The sequence below is a fragment of the Chitinophaga sp. SYP-B3965 genome (assembly GCF_009647655.1).
Classification (GTDB): domain Bacteria; phylum Bacteroidota; class Bacteroidia; order Chitinophagales; family Chitinophagaceae; genus Chitinophaga.
Genome location: NZ_WJFD01000003.1, coordinates 670,420 through 694,296, shown reverse-complemented (window position 1 = coordinate 694,296; position 23,877 = coordinate 670,420). Strand labels below are relative to the sequence as shown.

The window sequence follows — 23,877 nt, the reverse complement described above, 5'->3', positions numbered from 1 at the left end:
TTTTATCGTACAAATGCCATGGCTATCCCTCCATCTACATTCAACACATTCCCGGTAGCCTTATTGAGCAATCCGCCAACAAATGCAAAGCAGGCATTGGCGATATCTTCCGGCAGGATGATCTCATTGAGTAAAGTACGTTTTGCATAGAAGGCAGGTAACTCAGCCACGGTAACCCCGTATGCCTTTGCTCTTCCTTCTGCCCATGCACCTTCCCAGATCTTACTGTCGGAGATCACGGCATCCGGGTTCACTACGTTCACACGGATATGATCTTTTCCTAACTCCGCAGCGTTTAGTCTGCTCAGGTGCAATTGTGCTGCTTTTGCAGAACCGTACCCTGCATTGTTAGGGCCGGATACGAGGGCATTTTTGCTTACGATGTTCAATACATCGCCACCCATATCCTGTTTGCGCATTACTTCTGCACCGGCTTGTGTGATGAGGAATTGTCCTTTCACGAGTACATCGTACAGGATATCCCAGTCTGCTTCCGTATGATCTTCCAGGGGTTTGGATATAGAAAGGCCGGCACAGTTCACTACAATATCCACACCGCCAAAGGCGAGGGCTGCTGTACTGAATGTTTGGCGGATAGTGTCTGCTTTTGTTACGTCCAGTACATCTGCTGCAAATACATCTGCACCAAATTGCTGCTGGAAGGAAGCTTTAGCGGTTTCGAGGCGTTGTGCATCATTATCATTGATCACTACTACGGCGCCTTCCTGTGCAAACTTTTGTGCAATGGCTTTACCGATCCCTCCTGCGCTGCCTGTTACCAGGGCAATCCTGCCGGTGAGGGGTTTTGGTTTAGGCATGCGTTGCAGTTTGGCTTCTTCGAGTAACCAGTATTCAATATTGAATGCTTCCTGGCGGGGCAGGGAAATGTAAGTGGAAATAGCTTCTGCGCCTTTCATTACATTGATGGCATTGATATAGAACTCTGCGGCTACGCGTGCGGTTTGTTTATCTTTTGCAAAAGTGAACATGCCTATGCCGGGGTATAAGATCACTACAGGATTGGTATCCCGTATAGCCGGACTGTTAGGATGTTTGCAGGCATTGTAATAATCTGTGTACAGCTGGCGGTAAGCGTCGAACATCGGCCCCAGCTTTTCTTTCATCACGCTGATCTCTTCTGTTACAGAAAAGTTCAGCACCAGCGGACTGATCTTTGTACGCAGGAAGTGGTCAGGGCAGCTGGTGCCGAGTGGGGCCAGCCTGTCCAGATCGTTGGAGTTGATAAATTCCAATACTCTTTCATCATCGGTAAAGTGACCGATCATTTTTGTTTTGGAGGAACAGTATCCGCGCAGTACAGGTGCTAAGGCAGCAGCCTTTGCGAGTCTTTCTGCTTTAGGCAGAGACTCCATCCGCTGACCACCAAACACAGGTTTCTTTTTACCGATATTTTCCTGGAGGTATTCCGCACAGCGTTCAATTACTTCCAGTGTGTTCATGTAACTTTCGTAAGCAGTGTCTCCCCAGGTGAATAGACCATGGGAGCCTAACATGATACCACGGATGCCGGGATTTTCATCGAGGCACTGGCGCAGTTTCAGACCCAGATCAAATCCTGGTTTCTGCCATTCTACCCAGCCGATGGTGCCGGAAAATAATTCCTGTGTGATCTTTTTACCATCTTTTGCTGCGGCGATAGCAATCGCTGCATCGGGATGTAAATGGTCTATGTGTGCAAATGGCAGGAAACCATGTAAGGTAGTATCAATGGAAGGTGCTTTGGATTGCAGATCATATATGCAATGGTTGAGCAGTTCTACCATTTCATCTTCCATGTCCAGACCTTTATAGATATTTTTCAGGCGATGCATGCGGTCCACATACAAAGCGGCGAGGCCACTTCGTTTGAGGGTGCCGAGGTCTCCACCGGAACCTTTTACCCACATCACTTCCGTACTTTCTCCGGTGAGGGGATCAATGGCCATGGCTTTGCAGGAGGTATTTCCTCCGCCATAATTTGTTAAACGCAGATCGGCGCCCAGCAGATTGGAGCGGTAGATCAGCAGGGCTACTTCATCACCAGCCATGGATGCAGCTTTGGCATCATCCCACAGATAGCTTACATGCTTGAATTTGGTGATGGTACTGTTGTTTGTCGACATATTACTTAATTTATCACAAGATCAATTTTCCAGAGAATTGCCATATCCTACCAGCACTACGGAAAGTATGATCGTAGTGATGCCGATGAGGATAGTAGCGTATGTTTTTTTGCTCACCCCTTTCCATTCTTTGAGGGCAAAGCCCCACATGCTGGAAATCAGGATGATGAATGCCATGTGCAGGATCCAGGAACTGGCGCCGTTGCCTAGTTTGCTTTCGCCCATACCATAGAAGAAGAATTGTAAGAACCAGGTGGTGCCTGCGATAGCTGAGAAAAAGTAATTGGCAGCCAGCGGGCTCTTTTTATTCGTATAGTCGCCGAATGATTTGTTCCGTATGTTGAGGATAACGCACCATATCAGATTAGTGGTAAGCCCTCCTAACATGATCACTACAAAGATCACATTATTCTTAAACAAAGGGTTGGCATTATTTGCTACAGCAGCCTGGCCCATGGGCTCTCCCGCTGAAATGGCAAAACTCATACAGGCACTGAGGATACCGGATACGATGGCTACGATGAGTCCTTTTTTCAGGTCAAATTCCTTGATGCTTTCCTGTTGTTTTTCAGGGGAGAGGTCTTTTTCCTTAAACATGCCGGCTTTGCCGCTGATGGCGATACCAACAAGACAAACGATCACGCCTAGTAAAACAAAGATGCCCCTGTTATGTTGCAGCATAGCCGTGAACGTATCCGGACTGTCTGTAAAAAACTCTTTGTATAAAGGTGGGATCAGTGCGCCGAAGGCAGAGCAGAATCCTAAGGCTACAGCCATACCAAGGGACATACCCAGGTAGCGCATGGAAAGGCCAAACGTTAATCCGCCGATTCCCCAGAGTACGCCCAGGATATACGTCCAGAATAAAGTGATGGCGGGCGTATTGGCGATGATGTCCATAAAGCCGGGAATGGTTAACCAGGCAGCAATGAAAGGAACGATCAGCCAGGAAAAAACGCCGCCGGTGATCCAGTAGCTTTCCCAGCTCCAGCCTTTTACTTTTTTATAAGGGATATAAAAACTACCACTGGCAAATCCGCCAATGAAATGAAATAGAATACCTAAAATTGCTTGCATGGTGGAATATTAAAGGCTTAATCGTTTAAAATTAAAGCATGGGCGTCCTATAACCGTCATGGACTGTCATGCTTTTCCCGAAAATAGGGCTTTATGGACGCTTTTGCCCTGTTTTTTCAGTATCTTGTCTGCTGGCAAAATTCCAGCGTGCACATGAAGCAACATCCGATCTTTAAGTATCTCTTTATTGACGATTTCTCGGCTACACCTAAATATTATCAACTGGCTAACTCTATTATCAAAGCCATTGCAGATGAAAAGGTGCAGCTGGATGATGTACTGCCTTCTATCAACGAAGTGAGTTATGTATTTGAGATCTCGCGGGATACGGCAGAGAAAGCCTACAAATATTTAAAAGGACTGGGCGTGCTGGGCTCTGTACCTGGTAAAGGGTATTATGTAAAGAACGTAGACCTTGGCCGCCAGTTTAAGATCCTTCTTTTATTTAACAAGTTAAGCGAACATAAAAAGATCATTTACGATTCCTTTGCCCTTAAGCTGGGTGAGCAGGCAAGTATTGATTTCTATATCTATAACAGTGATTTCGGGTTATTCAAAAAGTTGCTCACGCAGAAACTGGAAGAATACTCGCACGTAGTGATCCTCCCGCACTTCCGGGAAAGATGGGATAATGTGGATGAAGTGATCAACACCATCCCGAAAGAGAAACTAATCCTGCTGGATAAAAAACTGAAAGGTGTAACGGGAGACTATGGTGCTGTATATGAGAACTTTCAGAAAGACATCTACGAAGCGCTGGAACAGGCAAGAGATAAACTGCAAAAGTACCAGGTGATCAAAATGATCTTCCCTGATTATTCCTATTACCCGGAAGAGATCTTCCTCGGCTTCCAGCAGTTTTGCCAGAACTATGCTTTCAGCGGAAAGGTAGTGAGTGATATTGCTACAGAGAATATTCAACCCGGTGACGTATATATTAATTTGCGGGAGAACGATCTTGTTGTATTGATAGAGAAGATCATTTCCCTTGGCCTTGTGATAGGGAAAGATGTAGGTATTATATCTTACAATGAAACACCCCTCAAAAAGCTCATCCTCAACGGGCTCACCACTATCTCCACAGATTTCAGGATCATGGGAGAAATGGCGGCGCAATTAATCCTCGATAATTCCAGGGAACAGATAGAAGTTCCTTTCTACATTACGATGAGGGAATCCTTATAGTTGGATGTTCTTTTTCTCCGGGAACGATTGCATAATATTTATCTGAAAATGCAGGATAGATCAGGATAGTTACTATGCTTATATTCAATAGTTTTAGTAAATAGCCAAAATTTACCTTCTGGTGACCTCTGCCAAGTTCAGGTGTAAGGACTATAAACCACGTTTTTCATTACTGCAACATTCTTATATTGAAACGAGCCCATCTTATCTTATTGCTCCTATTTGTTTTCGAAACCACTACGGCCCAGGTAAAGTGGCCGGTGATCACCCAGTCCGCTAAACCATGGACCAGGTGGTGGTGGGAAGGCAGTGCTGTAGATAAGTCTGGCTTAACCGCTGCCATGGCCCAATATGAAAAGGCCGGTTTGGGCGGATTGGAGATCACACCTATTTATGGTATAAAAGGAAAAGAACAACAGTTCATTCCATTCCTCACACCGAAGTGGATGGAGATGCTGCAGTTTACTTTACAGGAAGCAAAACGTTTGAACCTGGGGATTGATATGGCTACCGGAACCGGTTGGCCTTTTGGTGGGCCGTGGGTAACGGATACGGATGCGAGTAAATACCTTGCGTTTAAAAAATACACGTTGGTATCCGGTGAGCAGTTGGAGATGAAGATTGTTTTTCTTCAGGAACCTATTGTGCGGAGTGCTAATTCCAAACCATTACCGAAGGACCTCGTATTAGTGGAACCTATTGCAGCGAATAAAGATCTGCAAGGGTTAGCATTAGATCAGGTACGGTTTGCAAAACCATTACCACTTGTATCCTTAATTGCTTATGACGAAAAAGGGCAGTTTACCGATATCACATATAAGGTGGATGCGCAGGGAAAATTAAATTGGACTGCTCCTTATCGTGTTTCGTTGTATGCGCTTTTTCAGGGCTGGCATGGGAAAATGGTAGAGCGCGCTGCGCCAGGTGGAGAAGGATTGGCGATTGATCACTTTTCGTCTCCGGCTATAGATCATTATCTCGGGCATTTTGATAAAGCATTTGCTGGTAGCGATCTTACCGGCCTGCGAAGTTTTTTCAATGACTCTTATGAAGTAGATGATGCACGTGGTCAGGCAAACTGGACGCCAGATCTTTTTGATGCTTTCCGGAAAAAACGCGGGTATGATCTTCGGAATGAATTACCTGCTTTATTGACGGTAGACAGTTCAGAGAAACATTTAAGGGTATTGTACGATTACCGCATGACGATTTCTGAATTGCTGCTTGAGAAGTTTACCCGTCCATGGCATCAATGGGCCAGTGCAAAAGGTAAGCTGATCCGCAATCAGAGTCATGGTTCTCCTTCTAACATCCTTGATCTGTATGATGCGATAGATATTCCTGAAACGGAAGGTACAGATATCCTTCGTTTCAAATTTGCTACTTCTACCGCAAACGTGAGTGGGAAACCACTGGCATCTGCGGAAGCGGCTACCTGGTTGAATGAACATTTTCAATCTTCACTGGGGGATGTGAAACTGGCTATTGATAAATACTTCGTAGGTGGAGTGAATCATATCTTCTATCACGGTACTAATTACTCTCCGCAAAATGAAATATGGCCGGGATGGTTGTTTTATGCTGCGGTACACTTTACACCGGCGAATCCTTTCTGGAAAGATTTTGGTGCGCTGAATAGTTATGTGGCGCGTTGCCAGTCGTTTTTACAGTTGGGGAAAAGTGATAATGATGTATTGCTGTATTTCCCTTTCCATGATCGTAACAGTCAGCCTGGGCGTGAGATGCTGCATCACTTTGATGGGATGGAAGGGTTTCATGGCAGTAAGTTTGAAGAGGCTGGTGAGGAACTGCTGGAAGAAGGGTACACCTTCGACCTGATCTCTGATCTGCAATTATTAAAAGCCAAAGCGGTAAATGGAAAGATCCAGACAGCAGGCGGAGGGCAGTATCAGACTATTCTTTTGGCGGATGTGAAATACCTTCCGCTGGAGACTTTGGATAAACTGATTGAGCTGGTGAAAGCGGGGGCTAAAGTAGTGATGTATGAAAACTTACCACAGGATGTACCGGGGTATTTTCAATTAGCTTCCAGGAAAGCAGCATTTAAAAAGAAATTGCAGGAATTGTCTTCTTCGAAGAATGCATTCCTGAATAATCATTTATCTGAATTGATGAAAGCGGCGGCTGTGCGGCAGGAAACATTTAAACACCTGCAATTTGTACGCCGCGCTTATAACAATGGACATTATTATTTTATCAGCAATACGGGTAAGAGCCCTATTACGGATTATATCCCGCTTAGCTCCAAAGCGAAGGGCGCTGCATTGTTTGATCCTATGCTGGATCGTAAAGGGGTGGCTATGACTAAAACGGGCAGTGATGGGAAGTTACAGGTGTATGTAACTTTGGAACCCGGCGAGAGTTGTATTATTCAAACGGGGGTGTTTGGTGGTGAGGGGTTTGTTTATACGAAGCCGGTTGGTGACGCTACGCTCATCACAGGTAAATGGAATTTGGAATTCCTGTCCGGTGGGCCGACTTTACCTGCATCCACAGCTACTCATTTAGGTTCCTGGACCACTATTTCTGAGACTTTTTCTGGCACTGCACAATACAGCATACGTTTTAAAAAACCTGCAGGTAAAGCAGATGCATGGGAATTGAATTTAGGTGCGGTGGGTGAAAGTGCGGAAGTGTTCCTCAATGGGAAACGACTGGCTACATTGATCGGGCCGGTGTATAAACTGACCATTCCTTTGTTGGCAGATAATGAATTACGGATAGTTGTTACGAATGGTATGGCTAACCGGATCATTGATCTGGATAAACGTGGGGTGGAATGGAAGAAATTCTATAATACTAATATGCCGGCAAGATTACCTGCTAATCGTGGGGCGGATGGATTGTTTACTGCTAAAGGCTGGGAGCCGAAAGCATCTGGTTTGTTAGGCCCTGTAACTTTGAGACCGGTTAATTATATTAGGAAATGAGAAAAGTGTTATTTTTTTTGTTGCTGTTTCAACCAGCAGTAGCGCAGATCAATCGCAAGGCGGTTGTGCAGCGGCATACAGTACATATCAATAAAGCGGAAGCTTTGTCGTCCCTCTCTGTGGGGAATGGAAATTTTGCTTTTACGGTAGATGTTACCGGTATGCAAAGCTTCCCTGAATTTTATGCAGCGGGCGTACCATTGGGTACACAATCTGTTTGGGGATGGAGGAGTGTTCCGGATACAGGGCATTACCGCTTTGAGGAAACGTTGAAGGATTACGATTTCAATGGAAGGAAAGTTTCTTATGCGGTGCAAACAAAATCACCTGCTGTAGACTATTTCCGGGCTAATCCGCATCGTTTGCAATTAGGTAATGTGGCCATGGAGATCACGAAGAAAGATGGATCGCTGGCTGCTTTGGAAGATATCCGTAACATAGACCAGCAGTTGGATCTGTGGACAGGGGAGATTTCCAGTCGATTTACTGTGGAGGGAGATACGGTGAAAGTGATCACGGTGGGGGATCAAATACGGGATGCGGTGGCTTTTAGTATTACTTCTGATCTGTTGGTGCAAGGGCGTTTGAAGATCAGGCTGCGGGTACCGGAGCCGACAGGAGAGTGGAAAGATGTGGGGGTTAACTGGGAGAAGATCGGGGGGGCTAAAGTGGTAGAGTCTGCATTGGATGGTAGAGCTTTAAAAATAGGCAATGCGCAGCATTTTATACAAATGAAAAGTTCTCTTCCTGCGCGTGTACAGAATGCGAAACAAGTGGTATGGGTGATTCCTCCGCGTGGTAAACACTTTGATATTGCGGTTGGATTTTCATCACGGCCGGTGGGGGTTTCTGCATTTTCATCTATCAGAGAGAATAATAAAAAACATTGGGAACAATTCTGGAGTAGTGGTGGGGCTGTTGATTTTGCAGGGAGTACAGATCCGAGGGCGTTTGAATTGGAGAGAAGGGTTGTGCTATCTCAGTACCTTACTAAGATCCAGTGCTCAGGTGGTTTTCCACCGCAGGAAACGGGCCTTACTTACAACAGTTGGTATGGCAAACCACATCTTGAAATGCATTGGTGGCACGTAGTGCACTTTGCATTATGGGGCAGGCCGGAGTTGATGGAAAGAAGTTTGGACTGGTATTTTAAAGTAGCAGGGAAAGCAAAACTCCTGGCTAAACGGCAAGGGTATGAAGGGCTGCGTTGGCAAAAGATGACAGACCATGAAGGTAATGAGGCCCCTTCTTCCATAGGATCTTTCCTTATCTGGCAGCAACCGCATTTTATCTACATGGCAGAAATGCTGTATCGCCATGATAAAAAAGCTTTGCGGAAATATAAAGAATTGCTGTTTGCTACGGCGGATTTCATGGCGTCTTATCCTGTGCTGGATCCTGTTACTAAAAAGTATAACCTGGGCAAAGGCCTCATCCCGGCACAGGAATGTTTCGATCCACGGACCACTTTTAACCCTACTTATGAACTGGCTTACTGGCATTGGGCGTTAAACATTGCGCAGCAATGGCGGGTTCGATCAGGTTTGCCAAAGAATAAAAAGTGGCAGGAGGTGATAGACAGGTTAGCTCCTTTGCCACAGCAAAACAACGTTTACTTAGCTACAGAAAGCACACCGGATTGTTATACGAATGAAGGCTACCTCAAAGATCATCCTGCGGTATTGGCGGCATATGCCACCATTCCTGCTGCCAACGGATTAGATACAACCATCATGAAGAACACACTGGAACTGGTGTGGGATAAATGGAAATGGAACAATACCTGGGGATGGGATTTCCCTTTGGTGGCCATGACGGCAGCAAGATTACATCTGCCGGAAAAGGCGCTGGATGCATTGTTCATGCCCATCCGCACAAATACCTATCTCTTAAACGGACACAATTACCAGGATGAAAGATTAACCATTTATCTGCCAGGAAACGGCGGCCTGTTAAGTGCAGTGGCCATGATGTGTACAGGAACGGATGCGGATGCAACGGGTAATATTGGTTTTCCTTCAAATGGAAAATGGAAGATAAAATGGGAAGGATTGGAAAAAATGTTTTAGGCAAGATGAAAAAGATCTGCAGCACTATTTTTTTAATACTGATGATGAAGGTTACTGTAGCCCAGGATTCAGTATACCTCTTTTCTTATTTTAAAGACAATGGGCAGGACGGTTTACACCTGGCCTATAGCATGGATGGTTACAGCTGGAAGACCTTAAAGCATGACAGTTCTTTCCTGAAACCCACTGCCGGGAAAGATCAACTGATGCGGGATCCCTGTATTATCCGTGGTGCGGATGGGCTGTTCCACATGGTATGGACCGTTAGCTGGAATGAACAAAGCATTGGGTATGCTTCCTCCCGTGACCTGATCCATTGGTCTGCACAAAAAGATATTCCGGTGATGGCGTACGAACCGGCAACACGGAATTGCTGGGCGCCGGAGATCACCTATGATGCAAAGAAGAAGGAATACATGATCTATTGGGCCACAACTATTCCGGGGAGGTTCCCTGCGGGAGAGCGTACAGGGGATAATAACTACAATCACCGGATGTATTATGTGACCACGAAAGATTTTTCGCAGTTCAGTCCGGCGAAACTTTTATACGATCATGGCTTCAATGTAATTGATGCTACTATCATTCCTAACGGTAATGAGTATATAATGTTCCTGAAAGATGAAACAAGGAACCCACCGCAGAAGAATATCCGTATTTCTACCAGTAAACAATTAACGGGGCCTTATAGCAAGCCGACTGCTCCTATTACAGGTAATTATTGGGCAGAGGGACCTACTGTGCTAAAGATGAAGGGAAAATGGCTGGTGTATTTTGATAAATACAGGGATCATAAATATGGGGCCATTGAGTCAGTTGATGGTAAGGATTGGAAAGATGTATCCAATAAAATATCACTGCCAAAGGGTTTGCGGCATGGAACAATATTCATAGTAACAAAAGATGAGTTTAATAAATTAAATCAATAGCATGTATAAGTTGATGTTTTTTTTATTGCTGGGTATTCCCGCAATGGCACAGGTAAAGCTACCCGCTATTATCAGTGATAATATGGTGCTGCAGCAGCAGAGCACCGTTACCTTATGGGGATGGGCACAACCGGGTGAGGTGGTAAAGGTGGAAGGCAGCTGGGCAAAAGTGGATCAGACGGTGAAGGCAGATGTGGCAGGCAAATGGTCTGTGCGCGTGAAAACCGGTAAGGCTGGTGGACCTTACACTTTGCGTTTCAATGATGTAGAAGTGAGGAATGTATTGCTTGGTGAGGTATGGCTTGCATCCGGACAATCCAACATGGAATTTGTAGTGGTGCGGCAGAGTAATAATTATACCGGTGTACTCAATTACCAGGAAGAGATCGCATCTGCCAATTATCCTAACATCCGCATGATAGATGTAAAGAATAAGGTAGCCGACGAACCACAGGAGGATTTCTCCGGCGAATGGAAAGTCTGTTCCCCGCAAACGGTAGAAAACTTTTCTGCAGTGGCGTACTATTTTGCGAAGGAAGTTTTAAAGGAAACAGGTTACCCGGTAGGGATCATCAATTCCACCTGGGGCGGTACGCCTGCAGAGTCCTGGACAAAACAGGAAGTGCTGGAAAACGACAAGGACTTTAAAGTGATCATGGACCGCTTTCGCCAGCAATTGGCAGAATACCCGGTGGCTATAGAGAAACATAAGCAAGTGATGGAAAAATGGAAGGCAGATACCAGCAGCAAAAAGGGTGCGGCGCCAAGAGAGCCTATGGGGCCGAATAACAGTAAAGGGCCCTATAAATTATACAATGGCATGATTGCGCCAATTGTGAATTATACTTTGAAAGGTGTGATCTGGTACCAGGGAGAATCCAATTCAGATCGTGCTTATCAATACCGCCGGCTTTTCCCGGCTATGATAGACAGTTGGCGGAAGGACTTTAAGAACGAAGATCTGCCTTTCTATTTCGTGCAGATATCTCCGCATCGTGGTCAGAGCCCTGAGATCAGGGATGCTCAGTTTTATACTTACAGAACCGTAAAGCACACTGGAATGGTGGTAACAACGGATAACGGGGACTCGCTGGATATTCATCCACGCAATAAAAAAGTGGTGGGGGAAAGGCTTTCCCGCTGGGCCTTGAAAAATGAATATGGTAAGAACATTTCCGTTTCCGGTCCGCTGTATAGTTCTTACAAAGTAGAAGGGAATAAGATCCGCATCTCTTTTGATCATACAGGTGATCTGGCGGTACAGGGTGGTCCCCTGCAGGAGTTTGCGATTGCCGGCAATGATCAACAGTTTGTACCTGCACAGGCACAGATTGAAGGGAAAACGGTGGTAGTATGGAGTGATGCAGTATCGCAGCCGGTAGCGGTGCGTTTTGCCTGGAGGAACTTCCCGCATCCTAATCTCTTTAATAAATCGGGGCTTCCGGCATCACCCTTCAAAACAGATAACTGGAAACAGACAACAGAAGGGAAAAATTAGTATTGCAAAAAGCCGGTAAGACCTTCTTACCGGCTTTTTTGTTAACGATTTAATAATCATTTGTTCACATTGCGTTTAACCCAGTGCTGTATCATCGTGGCGAAATAAACCTGATGACATGCACGTTAAAAATTTACTTTCTCTTTTAGTGATTGCCACTTTATTTGCCTGTAACAAAGATAAAAAGGACGCGCCCTTTTTTGTGGATGAAGACCCCTCCACTTTTACTGAATTAGGTACCGGACTGAATATTGGTGTAGTACCAGCTAAACCTGGTGCTGCTGAAATTTCTGCTTATGACCCCATCACCAAACGTCTCTTTACTGTATCTAATCTTGAAGGTGACGTAAACAAGATCGTTGTGATCGATTTTGCTGATCCTGCTAATTTGAAAAAGATCACGGAGATCAGCGTGGTAGCTTATGGTGCGGTTAACAGCATAGCCATTTACAATGGAAAATTAGCGGCTGCTATTGAAGCCCCTGTTAAACAGAACGACGGGAAAGTAGTGGTATTTAATACCAGTGATTACAGCGTAGTGAAAGTTATACCTGTAGGCGCATTGCCTGATATGGTGACTTTTAGCCCGGATGGAGCATTCATCCTCACCGCTAATGAAGGAGAACCTAACGCTGATTACACAAATGATCCCACGGGTACTGTATCCATCATTTCTGTAAATGATAATTACAGTGTAGTGAACCTGGATTTCTCTTCTTTTGCTGCTCAATCAACTACGCTTGCTGCGAAAGGGTTGCGGATCGGTGGTTTGAATACCACGTTTGCAAAAGATATGGAACCTGAATATGTAACTGTTGCGCCGGATTCAAAAACGGCCTGGGTTACTTTGCAGGAGAACAATGCAATCGCTAAGATCAATCTTACTACTAAAACTATTACGGACCTTTTCCCGCTTGGTTTTAAAGATTATAATACGGATGCCAACATGATGGACCTGAGTGATCAGGATGGTGGTTTTGCTCCTAAGAAAAATAAAGTGAAAGGTGTTTATATGCCGGATGCTATCGCTGTTGTAATGAGTGGTAACATTCCTCACCTCTTTACAGTTAATGAAGGTGATGCACGTGAGTACGCTGCTTATACAGATGTTAAGAGATTGTCTTCTAATGATGTAAAGCTTGATCCTACTGTATTTCCAGATGCTGCGAACCTGAAACTGCCAGCGCAATTGGGCAGATTGAACATCCTTTACAGAGATGGAGATATTAACGGAGATGGGTTCCTGGATGTAATATATTCAATGGGCGCCCGTTCCTTTAGCGTTTGGAACGGTAACACCGGTGCACAGATCTACGATAGCAAAAATGAACTAGATGCAAAAGTAAATACATCCGGTGTTGTTGTATATGAAGATGGCCGCAGTGATGATAAAAGTATTGAACCGGAAGGGATCACTATCGGTGTAGTGGGTAAGAAAACTGTTGCCTTTGTGGGTATGGAAAGAGTGGATGCGGTGGCGATGTATGATATCACCAACCCTGCTGCTCCTGTTTACCTGAGCATAGTAAAAACTGGCGATGCACCGGAAGGTGTGTTGTTCATTTCTGCAAAAGATAGTCCAATTAAGAAGAGCTTACTGGTAGTGAGCAGTGAAGATGATGGATTCATTAAAGTGTACAAACCGAATTCGCTGTAAATAATATCTCATGCTTACAATCAGGGCCTGGTGTTTACCGGGCCCTTTTTTTATGCTAGAAATGATCTGTGTCGACACTTTGATCTGTGATGATCTTCCTTTCTACCAGGGCTTTGTGATACACCGAATGTTTCACATACTTCCGTGTGATGAAATAAGAAATAGCCGTAACGATCATCAGCGGGATGAATAATTTATACCCGCCGGAGATCTCGGCGAGCAGGAAGATAGCTGTTAACGGTGCATGCATCACACCGGCCAGTACGCCTGCCATGGCCGTGATAATGAAGTTAGGTGTATTAAGATGATAGATGCCGGAGAGATTTACGAGGTAAGCAAACAGGAAACCGGTTAATCCGCCGGTGATCATGGAAGGGGCAAAGATTCCTCCGTTACCGCCGGCACTAATGGTTAAACAGGAGCAGATCACTTTGAAGATCAGCAGTAATACCGTCATCAGTATGATGGCCCATGCATGCTGGCTGTAAGATTGTAATAATGAATGGGAGGTGAGGGAGGTGTATTCTCCTTTCAGCAGGTTAGTGATAGTGGAATATCCTTCTCCATATAGCCCCGGTATAAAAAATATAAGTATGCACAAAGGGATACCTGCAATGAGCCAGCTTTTCCAGTTCATCGTCCTTTTTTCAAAATAGCCTTCGATGAAATCTACGGAGCGGGAAATGTATACAGATACCAGGCCGCAAAGGATACCCAGCAGAATATAAAAGGGAATGGCTTTCATGCTCCAGCTTTCACTGGCAATGAATATGAACTTGCCTGGATAAATGAGTTGTGAAACAACAGTAGCTGTGGCAGTAGAGATGAGTAAAGGAATGAAGAAAGGAATGCTGAAATCCAGCAGGAATATTTCCAGTACAAAAATGATCCCGGCCACAGGGCTGTTGAATACAGCTGCAATGCCACTTGCAGTGCCGCATGCTAACAGCAGGATAGTGTCTTTGGCAGAGAGGCGAAGATCATGTGCTGTGTTGGAACCGATGGCTGCTCCGGTTGCTACGATGGGCGCTTCCAGTCCAACGCTTCCGCCAAATGCTACAGTGATGGCACTGGTGAGGATGTGGCCGTAAGTGTGTCTTTTTTCTATCCGTCCTTTGTTGGTAATGATATTGTGAATGATAAAACCTACACCTCTGTTGAGTTTATGCCCGAAGAACCTTGTGAGTAATAATAAGGAAATGCCGGTACCAACTAATGGCAGTATGGCGGAGAGCCAGTTGCTGTTCATCCAGTTGTTCATGGCCTCTACGCGGTGTTCGAAGAATTGTACGGTGATCTTTAGCAGAACGGCTGCCATGGCGGCAACTACGCCCACTACAAAACTGAGGAAGATGAGGAAGTTCCGGTGTGAAGTGTATCGTGCCCTGAAGCGGCCCAGGTGTATCAACAGTCTGTTGAGCTTATCCATGGCGCTAATGTAAGGAATCTGAATTTAACGGATGCCTGATGGAGTCATTCTTGATTAATGATATTTCCTGTTTAATACTTGCCTTTGCTGTTAATTATTCTTCTGCAAATAATCCTTCTTATACTCCAGCGGCTTTTTATGCGTGATGGACTTGAACTGATGATTGAAATGTGAGATGTTGTTATACCCGCACTCATAGCCTATTTCAGCCACATTCTTTTCATCTTCTACCAACAGCTTACAGGCATAACCAATACGTACTTCCATGAGGAACTGCACATATGTTTTCTTCGTTTTGTTCTTGAAGAAACGGCAGAAAGAAGGGCGTGTCATATGCAAAAGGGAAGCTACTTTATCTAAAGAGATCTTCTGGTGATAATGTTTGAGGGTATATTCGAAGATGAGTTTGATCCTTTCTTCATCAGGGTTTCCGGGGGATTGAATAAAACCTTTCGAAGATAACGGCACTATTTCTTTGCTGTCTGCCACTTCCTGCAACAGTAATAAAAGATGCACGAGCTTTTTGCCGGGGGAGTCCTGCAGCATTTCTTCTATCATACCAGCGGCCAGCTCTTTTGTTCTGCCCTGCAGTTTTAAACCGGTGTTGGATTTTGCTATTATATGCTGGATGGATTTAGCTTCGGGTAATTCCAAAAAGTGATTGCCCATCATGTCCGGCAGGAATTTCACGCAGATGGTTTCTCCGGCTTGCATGGCATCTGCTTCATGCCGGAAACAATGTGGCAGGTTGGGGCCGAGCATCACTACATCCCCATCCTGGAAATGTCCGATATGATCTCCCACCAGCCAGGTGCCGGTGCTCTTCCTGATATAAAGGAATTCTATTTCGGCATGATAGTGCCAATTGTTTAACATACTCTCACCCATGTCTTTACGAACAACAAAGGAATTGTCCGGCGTGGCTGTCATCTGACGCAATACTGGTTTCATAACTATGTTAATATAACGCAATTAATTGAACTGAAAACGTGTCGAATATTGGCTAGGTTTTTCTATGTTTGTATCAGAAACCAATACTACGCTAATTTTCAGAAATTTTATACTTGCAGGTGGGAAATTTTATTTTCTCCATAATTGTAATATACTAACATGAGAGCATTGATCTGCAGCGCACCGGGATTGCTGGAATACCAGGACATCGAAGCACCGGAAAAGAAGAAAGACCATGCCATTATCCGCATCCGGCGGACGGGTATTTGTGGTACGGATTTTCATGCTTTCAAAGGGAATCAGCCTTACTTCAGTTATCCCCGGATCCTGGGGCATGAACTGGCTGGCGAGCTGATGGATAATGTGGAAGGGTTTACACCCGGAGAGGTGGTGACGTTCATCCCTTACTTTCATTGTGGTTTTTGCAACGCCTGCCTTCGTGGCAAAACGAATTGCTGTGTGCAGATGAAAGTTTGCGGCGTACATGTGGATGGCGGCATGGTGGAATATCTTTCCGTTCCTGTTGCTGCTCTCGTCAAAAATGAAGGCTTAAGTGCAGATGAACTGGCCCTGGTAGAACCCCTGGCCATTGGGGCACATGGTGTAAGGCGTGCAGATGTTCAACCCGGAGATACAGTATTGGTCATTGGTGCCGGGCCTATCGGTTTGGGTTTGGCTGCTTTCGCCAAAATAGCAGGAGGGCATGTAACCGTATTTGATCTCAACAAAGAACGGCTGGCATTTTGTGCAAAAGAATTAGATGTTGCGATTACGAATGATCCCGCTGAAATAGTAGCAGATGTGGTGATGGATGCTACAGGTAATCTCGCAGCCATTAATGGTGGATTGCAATACCTCGCTCATGGCGGGCGTTACGTGTTAGTTGGATTGCAGAAGGAAGCGTTGTCTTTCTCCCATCCGGAGCTGCATAAACGGGAGGGCACTGTTATGAGTAGCAGGAATGCGACCCGCCAGGATTTTGAACAGGTCACCCAGGCGATAAAAAACAAAACAATAAACCCGGTACGTTTTATCACACACCGGGTTCATTTTTCTGAACTGAAAACCTTCATGGAAAATTTCCCTTCAGACAGTATTAAAGTAATGGTAGATTATTGATAGGTAGTGAACACTACTTTCTCCACAATCACGCCTAATCTCTTCAAACCTGAATTATCTGAGCTGAATTTCTTTTCGCCGGTGAACTGATCGTACAGTTTAGGATCGCCGGTGTTCACTGCCCTGAAAAGGATCTCTACGCCTTTTTTATCCATGGCGCCGCCCTGCCAGCTATCTACGATTCCGCCGTTGGTCCATTCAAAACCGTTTACTTTAAAGGCGCGGGTGTTCACCTTGGTTACTTTTTCAATGGGGTCTCCGGGTTTTATGCCGAAGGGTGGTTTCCATTTGGAACGCTCTTTTCCGAACATGATGGATTTGCTGGAATCTTCGTGGAAGATCACTTCCATTTCATCATCTGTGTCCGGGTAGATCACCCAGGCTTTTCCGGCAGAATTTCCATCGAGGTCATTCACATCCCTGAGTTCCATATTTTCTTTACCATAGATCTGCTGTAGCTGGGTTGGTGTGTTGATCTGGAAGATCACGCGTACATCCCAGTTGCGGGTATCTGCTGGTCCTGCTGCAGGATTGCCGCTGAGGGCAGCCTGGGGCTGGTCTGTTACAGTGTTTGTTGGAGTGGGTACTGTACTGCCGGGGGGCAGGGTAGTAGTGGTTACCGCTTGTGCCTGACTGGTTGGAGGGGCCACCATCACGGAAATTACTTTCGGAATGGCGCCGATCTTGTACAGCTCTGTTTTTTCTTCCTGCAGGGCTTTGGTTTCACCTTTATATTTATTCACCACGTATGTCGCTACCGGGAACACATTTCCGGATTGGATGTTCATGGCCTTTAAATTCGAGATGAGGGTTTGGCGGTTACAGTCGCTGTACTGGAATAAGAATTTGAGGGCTGCGTCCATCGCGGCCGGATCTTTCTTTAATTCCTGCATGGTTTTGTCGATTTCCAGTCCGCCGGAACCGCTGCGGTTCATTTGTTCGGTCACGAATACCAGGGCTGGGTCGTTCAGCTTCAGGAATTGAGTGGCCATTTTGGTGGAAACATCTTCTACGGCTGTTTCTGAGAGTTTTTGGGCGCTTGAAACCAGCGGTAAGATCGTAGCAAGGAATAATAAAAACCGTTTCATGTATAATTATTTCTAAATGTTAGAGAGTCACCAATGGATATTAACGTTCAGGATCACTAAATTATGCAATATTTACCTTTTTCGGGGGCAATTTGGACCCCTTTGCCTTACTATATGCAATTCTCATGCCTTTTCAATCCTGATACAAAATTACCGGTAATGGCTGATCGAACAAGTATCAAACACGTAGCGAAGGCGTCCACAACAAATGGGTTTTTGCCGGGCAGTTAATATACTACCAGAAGAGCCTGTTTTTTTCCGTATTGCGTAAATGGATTTTCCGAATCGAGTAGAACCAGCCCTCTTGTAGAGTTACTTTTGCGGGAATTGAACTAAAACACTGGTTATATGAATGTACGATTTTTCTCAATGATTGCCTTGTTTACCCTGGTTTGTTCCCAGGTATTTGGACATGCCCTCTGGATTGAAACCAGTCCTAACGGCAAAAAGGGACAGCCACAGGAAGTGCGTGTTTTCTGGGGTGAGTATGCTGATAAAGACATTTCTCCTTTGGATAAATGGTTCTCTGATACCAAATCTTATACGCTTACCCTGATCACACCTGATAAAAAAGAGATCAAGCTGACCTCTGCTCCGGGTTCTGATCATTATAAAGCATTTTTTACGCCGGATGCAGATGGTGTGTACACTGTGTTGCTGCAACATTCTGTAAAAGACCTCTACAATGGCAGCCGGTTGGATTATCATGCCAGTGCTGCTGTAGTGGTGGGTAAAAGTAATGTTGGTGATGCGGCTTCTGTGAACAAGAATCCTATCAGCATTTATTCTATTGCTAAAGGTGCTTATAAAGTGAATGAAAGTATTACGCTGCAGGCGCTGCTGGATAAATTACCGGTGGGTGATCAGGAAGTGGAAGTGTATGCTCCGAATGGCTGGGGTAAGAAACTCTGGACAGACAGTACCGGCTCTGCTAAGTTTACGCCAATTTGGCCTGGTCGTTATTTTGTGGAAGTAGCGAATACAGATAAAAAACCTGGTGAGCATAATGGTAAACCTTATGAAGCAGTTTGGCGTTGTGCTACTTATTGTATTGAAGTGAAATAACCAACTAAAGCAATAAACCCCATTATCCCTCGCTGATTTATTTTGGCGGGGGATTTTTCTTTGTTAGGAGTTTGCCGCGCTGCAAAGGGCGGAGGGTTTTCTTTTAAGGAAAAATAAAAAAACCTCTCGTTGCCGGGAGGGCTTTTAATCCCTTAAATATTTTATGCCGGCAGTTTGCCGCGCAGCAAAGGGCGGAGATTTTTTTTCTTTTGGAAGGATGGCCTTTTTTTAAAAGCATGATTTTTGAATAAAAAAATCCCTCTCTCAAATAAAAAAATCCCCCCGCATAGCCGGAGGGACTTTTAAAATAGCTTGAATATTTTATGCCGCCAGATTATTTCCTTAGCAGAGCCGTAGCACACCAAAGTATCGGCGCCTGGCCATGCATATCACCTACCAGGCGTTTCCTATCCAGGTAGTATTGATGATCATTTTTCATGTTGGTACCTTCGCATACTTCACTGATATCTGCATTGGCATCTAAATAAGTGATCAGCTTCAGCCATGCTTTACGCGCAGCAGGACCATAAGTAGCTTTATCCAGCCAACCTTCTTTCACACCAGTGATCATAGCAAAGGTGAACATTCCCGTGCAGGAAGTTTCCGGCCAGGAGGTGGGATCATCTATGAGTTGGCGCCACATGCCATCTTCAGCCTGATATTTCAACAGAGAAGCCATCATGGTTTTATAAGCGGCCATGATACGCGGGCGATTAGGATTATCTTTAGGAACAGAACGTAATAATTCACTCATACCAGCAGCCATCCAACCATTACCACGACCCCAGAAGAAAGGAGCGTTTGGCGCATGGTAGAAAAGGCCATTGGGCTTTTGCAGGGAATCTAAATAAAGGATCATTTCCTTCGCTGCGTTATTAATATAAGAAAGATCTCCCGTAGCGCGGGTTGCCTGAGACTGCACTGCGGTGATCATAAACATATCATCAATCCACAGACGGGTTTGCCAGGTGTACCCTTTGCTATAAAATTCGCGGGAAGCAGCATTTACCCTTGGGCCTACCGGTTCTCCCCATTGACTATCAGCAAATCTTTTACCCAGTGTAAGATAACGGGCGTCTTTAGTTTGCAGATAAAGTTCCAGTGGAACAGAACCGAAAACAGTGTAGTCCACATGATCCGGTTTTGGGATCAGGGTGTCCCGGGAACCGAATAAGGGTTCAAAACGATCCGCCAGTTGTTTGGTCATAGCTTTGTTGCCTGTTGCCTTTGCGAAGGTAAGAGAACCATACCATGCACAAGTTTCCGGGTAAGTGATCACTTTGGGAGGTACTGGTCTGCCAAAGTTAGGATGTGGTGAGGCAATAAAATGGTCCGCCACCTTTTTTCCGATCTCCTGTGGAGTAGATCCTTTTGGAAAGTTGGTTAGGTCTCCATCCTTTTTGCCGGATTGCGCAACACTGGCGCTGCTGATCAATAAGCTGGACGCTGCCAGCCAGAGAGAGAAAGTTGCTGTTTTCATATCGTGAATTAAGAAGATCCTAAGTTATGCAAACGTTTGCTTTAATCCTAAGTTTTTCATGCGTAAAAGTACGCTTAATGCAATATCAGCAGTAGTACGTGGTATTTTACCAAAGCTTGATATTATCTTTACACTGCTAGTCAAAAAATAACTGTTTGTTTGTTGTTCCCAATCCCCCTTTATTTCAAATGCGCATTTACCCGAATGCGCATTTATTTTTAGAAGAATATTTGACCGTTTGGTATAAAATACTATCTTTGGTGTATTATGTCGGGTAGAAATAAAGAATTCAATGAAGGAACGGCCCTTGCAGATGCAGCAGAAGTGTTCTGGGTGAAGGGGTATGAATCTGCTTCCACAGAAGATCTCCTGCAGGCAATGGGCATCAATAAAGGAAGCATGTACAATGCTTTCGGCAACAAAAGGGAATTGTTCCTGCAGGTGTTTGATGATTTCGCGAAGAGAAGCGGTGCGGATATCAAAGCTAATTTCGACAAACATAAAAATCCCCTCGATGCAGTAAAGGAAATGTTCCGGGACGTAGCACGGCCCACAGATCCCATGGCACATAAGAAAGGATGTTTCCTGATAAAGATATTAAGTGAAATGAGCGGCATGGATGAAGAGCTGGCAGCAGTGGCCCGCCAGAAACTCCTGGACGTGGAAGCCATTTATCTTACTTATATGAAGAAGGCAGTGAAAGAAGGTTATCTCAAAGGAAATATTCCTCCGGAAACTTTGGCCAAATACCTGGTGAACATGTGGAACGGTCTCAATATCTCCCGTAGGATCTATGGCCGTAAGGACCTGGAAAAGATGGTAGAATTAAATCTCGAAATTTTCAAAGGAGCGTGATCTCCTTTTTTTTACACTAATATTTGACCAATCGGTATAGAATTAAAACTTCACCATATGATACAGTACAAGAACATCCAGATCAAAGGATTGAACATTTTTTACCGCGTGGCCGGTGATCCAAAGAAACCTGCTATCCTGCTGCTGCATGGGTTTCCCACTTCTTCGCATATGTTCCGCAACCTGATAGCAGACCTCGCGGATAAATATTATCTGGTGGCGCCTGATCTTCCGGGTTTTGGTTACAGCAGTATGCCCACTGTACAGGAATTTGAGTATAGCTTTGACAACCTGTCTGTGGTAATAGAAGAATTCATCAACACTATCGGCCTGGAAAAATTCAGCATGTACGTAATGGATTATGGCGCCCCTGTTGGATACCGCATTGCAGAAAGGAATCCGGAAAAGATACAGGCCTTGCTGGTACAAAATGGAAATGCTTATGAAGAAGGATTGACGGATTTCTGGGAACCCATTTTTAAATACTGGAAAGATCCTAAGAACCCGGCGAACATTGAAGGGGTAGCAGTGATGGTGCAACCTGAATTGGTTCGCTGGCAATATGTATTTGGTGTACAGGATGAAACGAAGATCAGTCCGGATAACTGGCAGCATGATCAGTCTTTGTTAGACAGGCCGGGCAATAGGGACATTCAGCTGGCGCTGTTCTTATCCTATAGTACTAATCCTCCGCTGTATCCAAAATGGCAGGCCTATTTCCGCAAATATCAGCCGCCAACATTAATCACCTGGGGGGCCAATGATCCTATCTTTCCTCCATCCGGCGCGCATCCTTATAAACGTGATCTGCAAAATGCTGATCTTCATTTGCTGGATACGGGACATTTTGCGCTGGAAGACCATCATGAAGCGATCAGTGTGTTGATAGATCAGTTCCTGCGGAAAAACCTTTAAAAAGACATCCTCTTTTACTTTCTCATAAAAATGAGTACTTTTCGGTCTTATAGCTAATAATACCATGCGCTCATTTTTATTCCTCAGCACCATTATCATCACCTTTCAACTGTCCGTTTCAGCACAGCAATTCAAGAAAGGAGACAGGGTTTGTTTCGTTGGAAACAGCATTACGCATAACGGAGATTTCTGGCATAATGTACAGCTCTATTACAACACCCGCTATCCTCAGCTGGGCGTGGAGTTTTTCAATTGTGGCATTTCCGGGGATGTGACGGCAGGCATCCTTCGCCGGATGAATGACGACATCTTTATTCATAACCCCACCTGGGCTGTGATCATGATCGGGATGAATGATGTGAACAGGCCACTGTACGATCCAAAACGGAAAGACGAACCGGGTATCAAGGAAAAACAACAGGATGCACTGGTGGTCTATAAAAGGAACCTGGACAGCATCATCAATATCTTCCTGGCTAAAGGTATCAAGGTGATCATGCAAACGCCTTCTATTTATGACCAGACTTCAAAGATGGCCTCCGCTAACATGTTTGGTGCAAACGATGCCTTGAAGACCTGTGCAGGTTATATCAAAGAGTTCGCCGCGAAATATAAATTACAGGTGGTGGATTACTGGACGATGCTTTCCACGCTGAATGCACAAGTGCAGCAAACAGATTCCATGGCTACTTTGATCGGTCAGGACAGGGTACATCCTGGTGGGATAGGTCATCTGCTGATGGGTTGGGAATTCCTGAAAACCATCAAGGCGCCGGTTGTAGTGGCTAACATTGTGGTTGATCAGGATACGAAAATGAGCCAGGGGAAAAGTGCGAATTGTGTGATCTCTGATCTGAAACGGGATAAATCTACGATCACTTTTACTGCATTGGAAAAGGCATTGCCTTTCCCGGTAAGGGAAGATCAGCAGAAAGCGCTGGAGCTGATACCTTTTACAGAGAACCTGAACAGGGATATGGTACAGTTCAATTACCTCGATCCGGGAAATTACATCCTGACGATAGATGATGTGGAAATTGGAAAATACTTTTCCGGAGAATTGCAAAGAGGAGTGAACCTTGCGCTGGTACCTCATTCTCCACAATATCAGCAGGCCTTGAAAGTACAGGCATTATACCAGAAACACTGGAGGCTGGAAGGTTTGATGAGAACAATTCGCCTGATGGAATACCGTCATTTGAATGTGGTACCTGGTAAAGAGAAATTGGATAACGTGCGGAACTACTTTGATACGGCGCTGGCGAAGAAACCCGAGACAGATGGTATGAGGAAGAATTTCGTTCAGTATATGAGAGATAAACCGAAGGAAGTGGAAATTATGGCTGAGCTGAAGGCTTCGCTGGATTCCTTACCGTTGTTGAATAAAACGGTGGTACATAAGTTTATGCTGAAGAAACAATAATATTAATTACGGCCAGATATCTATGAGAGATCTGGCCGTAATTATTAAATGCAAAAAGGGAGG

At 44.9% G+C, this 23,877-nt stretch carries 17 protein-coding genes; 11 read left to right on the top strand and 6 right to left on the bottom strand.

Annotated elements, in window-relative coordinates:
- Positions 1 to 2: 2 nt before the first annotated feature.
- Together GFS24_RS20525 and rhaT are read right to left on the bottom strand one after the other, a co-directional pair.
- Entirely contained in the window at positions 3 to 2,123 is a 2,121-nt protein-coding gene (locus GFS24_RS20525; protein WP_153662676.1) for a bifunctional aldolase/short-chain dehydrogenase, read from the bottom strand.
- A gap of 21 nt (positions 2,124 to 2,144) precedes the next feature.
- Positions 2,145 to 3,200 (bottom strand): L-rhamnose/proton symporter RhaT, encoded by a 1,056-nt coding sequence (rhaT, locus tag GFS24_RS20520; RefSeq protein WP_153662675.1) that lies wholly within the window; start codon positions 3,198 to 3,200, stop codon positions 2,145 to 2,147.
- Positions 3,201 to 3,353: 153 nt separating this feature from the next.
- Here rhaT and GFS24_RS20515 point away from each other — a divergent pair, with 153 nt between their 5' ends.
- From GFS24_RS20515 to GFS24_RS20490, 6 genes are all read left to right on the top strand, one after another.
- Positions 3,354 to 4,385, top strand: a complete 1,032-nt coding sequence (locus GFS24_RS20515; protein ID WP_153662674.1) for a GntR family transcriptional regulator — start codon at positions 3,354 to 3,356, stop codon at positions 4,383 to 4,385.
- Between the two features lie 212 nt (positions 4,386 to 4,597).
- On the top strand, positions 4,598 to 7,336 hold the full coding sequence (locus tag GFS24_RS20510) for a glycosyl hydrolase (protein ID WP_153662673.1): 2,739 nt from the start codon (positions 4,598 to 4,600) through the stop codon (positions 7,334 to 7,336).
- Positions 7,333 to 9,405 carry a hypothetical protein gene (locus tag GFS24_RS20505; RefSeq protein WP_153662672.1) on the top strand — a complete coding sequence of 691 codons (2,073 nt, stop codon included), beginning with the start codon at positions 7,333 to 7,335 and terminating at the stop codon, positions 9,403 to 9,405. The genes GFS24_RS20510 and GFS24_RS20505 overlap by 4 nt, the downstream gene beginning before the upstream one ends.
- Before the next feature lie 5 nt (positions 9,406 to 9,410).
- On the top strand, positions 9,411 to 10,334 hold the full coding sequence (locus tag GFS24_RS20500) for a glycoside hydrolase family 43 protein (protein ID WP_153662671.1): 924 nt from the start codon (positions 9,411 to 9,413) through the stop codon (positions 10,332 to 10,334).
- A gap of 1 nt (position 10,335) precedes the next feature.
- Positions 10,336 to 11,832 (top strand): sialate O-acetylesterase, encoded by a 1,497-nt coding sequence (locus tag GFS24_RS20495; RefSeq protein WP_153662670.1) that lies wholly within the window; start codon positions 10,336 to 10,338, stop codon positions 11,830 to 11,832.
- Between the two features lie 118 nt (positions 11,833 to 11,950).
- A complete protein-coding gene (locus GFS24_RS20490; protein WP_153662669.1) occupies positions 11,951 to 13,489 on the top strand; it encodes a choice-of-anchor I family protein in 1,539 nt (512 codons plus the stop codon).
- Positions 13,490 to 13,544: 55 nt separating this feature from the next.
- Here GFS24_RS20490 and GFS24_RS20485 read toward each other — a convergent pair whose 3' ends face one another.
- Together GFS24_RS20485 and GFS24_RS20480 are read right to left on the bottom strand one after the other, a co-directional pair.
- Positions 13,545 to 14,918 carry a chloride channel protein gene (locus GFS24_RS20485; protein ID WP_153662668.1) on the bottom strand — a complete coding sequence of 458 codons (1,374 nt, stop codon included), beginning with the start codon at positions 14,916 to 14,918 and terminating at the stop codon, positions 13,545 to 13,547.
- 90 nt (positions 14,919 to 15,008) lie between these two features.
- Entirely contained in the window at positions 15,009 to 15,869 is an 861-nt protein-coding gene (locus GFS24_RS20480; RefSeq protein WP_153662667.1) for an AraC family transcriptional regulator, read from the bottom strand.
- A 159-nt stretch (positions 15,870 to 16,028) separates the two neighbouring features.
- Here GFS24_RS20480 and GFS24_RS20475 point away from each other — a divergent pair, with 159 nt between their 5' ends.
- Positions 16,029 to 16,988: a zinc-binding alcohol dehydrogenase family protein gene (locus GFS24_RS20475; protein WP_153662666.1), complete on the top strand. Its 960-nt coding sequence runs from the start codon at positions 16,029 to 16,031 to the stop codon at positions 16,986 to 16,988.
- On the opposite strand, the gene GFS24_RS20470 is transcribed toward GFS24_RS20475, so the two are convergent.
- Positions 16,982 to 18,076: a hypothetical protein gene (locus tag GFS24_RS20470; RefSeq protein ID WP_153662665.1), complete on the bottom strand. Its 1,095-nt coding sequence runs from the start codon at positions 18,074 to 18,076 to the stop codon at positions 16,982 to 16,984. The genes GFS24_RS20475 and GFS24_RS20470 overlap by 7 nt on opposite strands.
- Positions 18,077 to 18,424: 348 nt before the next feature.
- Here GFS24_RS20470 and GFS24_RS20465 point away from each other — a divergent pair, with 348 nt between their 5' ends.
- Positions 18,425 to 19,141 carry a DUF4198 domain-containing protein gene (locus tag GFS24_RS20465; protein ID WP_153662664.1) on the top strand — a complete coding sequence of 239 codons (717 nt, stop codon included), beginning with the start codon at positions 18,425 to 18,427 and terminating at the stop codon, positions 19,139 to 19,141.
- A 334-nt stretch (positions 19,142 to 19,475) separates the two neighbouring features.
- Here GFS24_RS20465 and GFS24_RS20460 read toward each other — a convergent pair whose 3' ends face one another.
- Complete coding sequence (locus GFS24_RS20460; protein ID WP_153662663.1) at positions 19,476 to 20,621, bottom strand: glycoside hydrolase family 105 protein; 1,146 nt, start codon at positions 20,619 to 20,621, stop codon at positions 19,476 to 19,478.
- A gap of 267 nt (positions 20,622 to 20,888) precedes the next feature.
- Between GFS24_RS20460 and GFS24_RS20455 the strand changes: the two genes are divergently transcribed.
- The 3 genes from GFS24_RS20455 (at position 20,889) to GFS24_RS20445 (ending at position 23,814) form a co-directional block, all read left to right on the top strand.
- Positions 20,889 to 21,476: a TetR/AcrR family transcriptional regulator gene (locus tag GFS24_RS20455; RefSeq protein ID WP_153662662.1), complete on the top strand. Its 588-nt coding sequence runs from the start codon at positions 20,889 to 20,891 to the stop codon at positions 21,474 to 21,476.
- A 57-nt stretch (positions 21,477 to 21,533) separates the two neighbouring features.
- A complete protein-coding gene (locus tag GFS24_RS20450) occupies positions 21,534 to 22,391 on the top strand; it encodes an alpha/beta fold hydrolase (RefSeq protein ID WP_153662661.1) in 858 nt (285 codons plus the stop codon).
- A gap of 64 nt (positions 22,392 to 22,455) precedes the next feature.
- Positions 22,456 to 23,814 carry an SGNH/GDSL hydrolase family protein gene (locus GFS24_RS20445; RefSeq protein ID WP_153662660.1) on the top strand — a complete coding sequence of 453 codons (1,359 nt, stop codon included), beginning with the start codon at positions 22,456 to 22,458 and terminating at the stop codon, positions 23,812 to 23,814.
- Positions 23,815 to 23,877 lie beyond the last annotated feature (63 nt).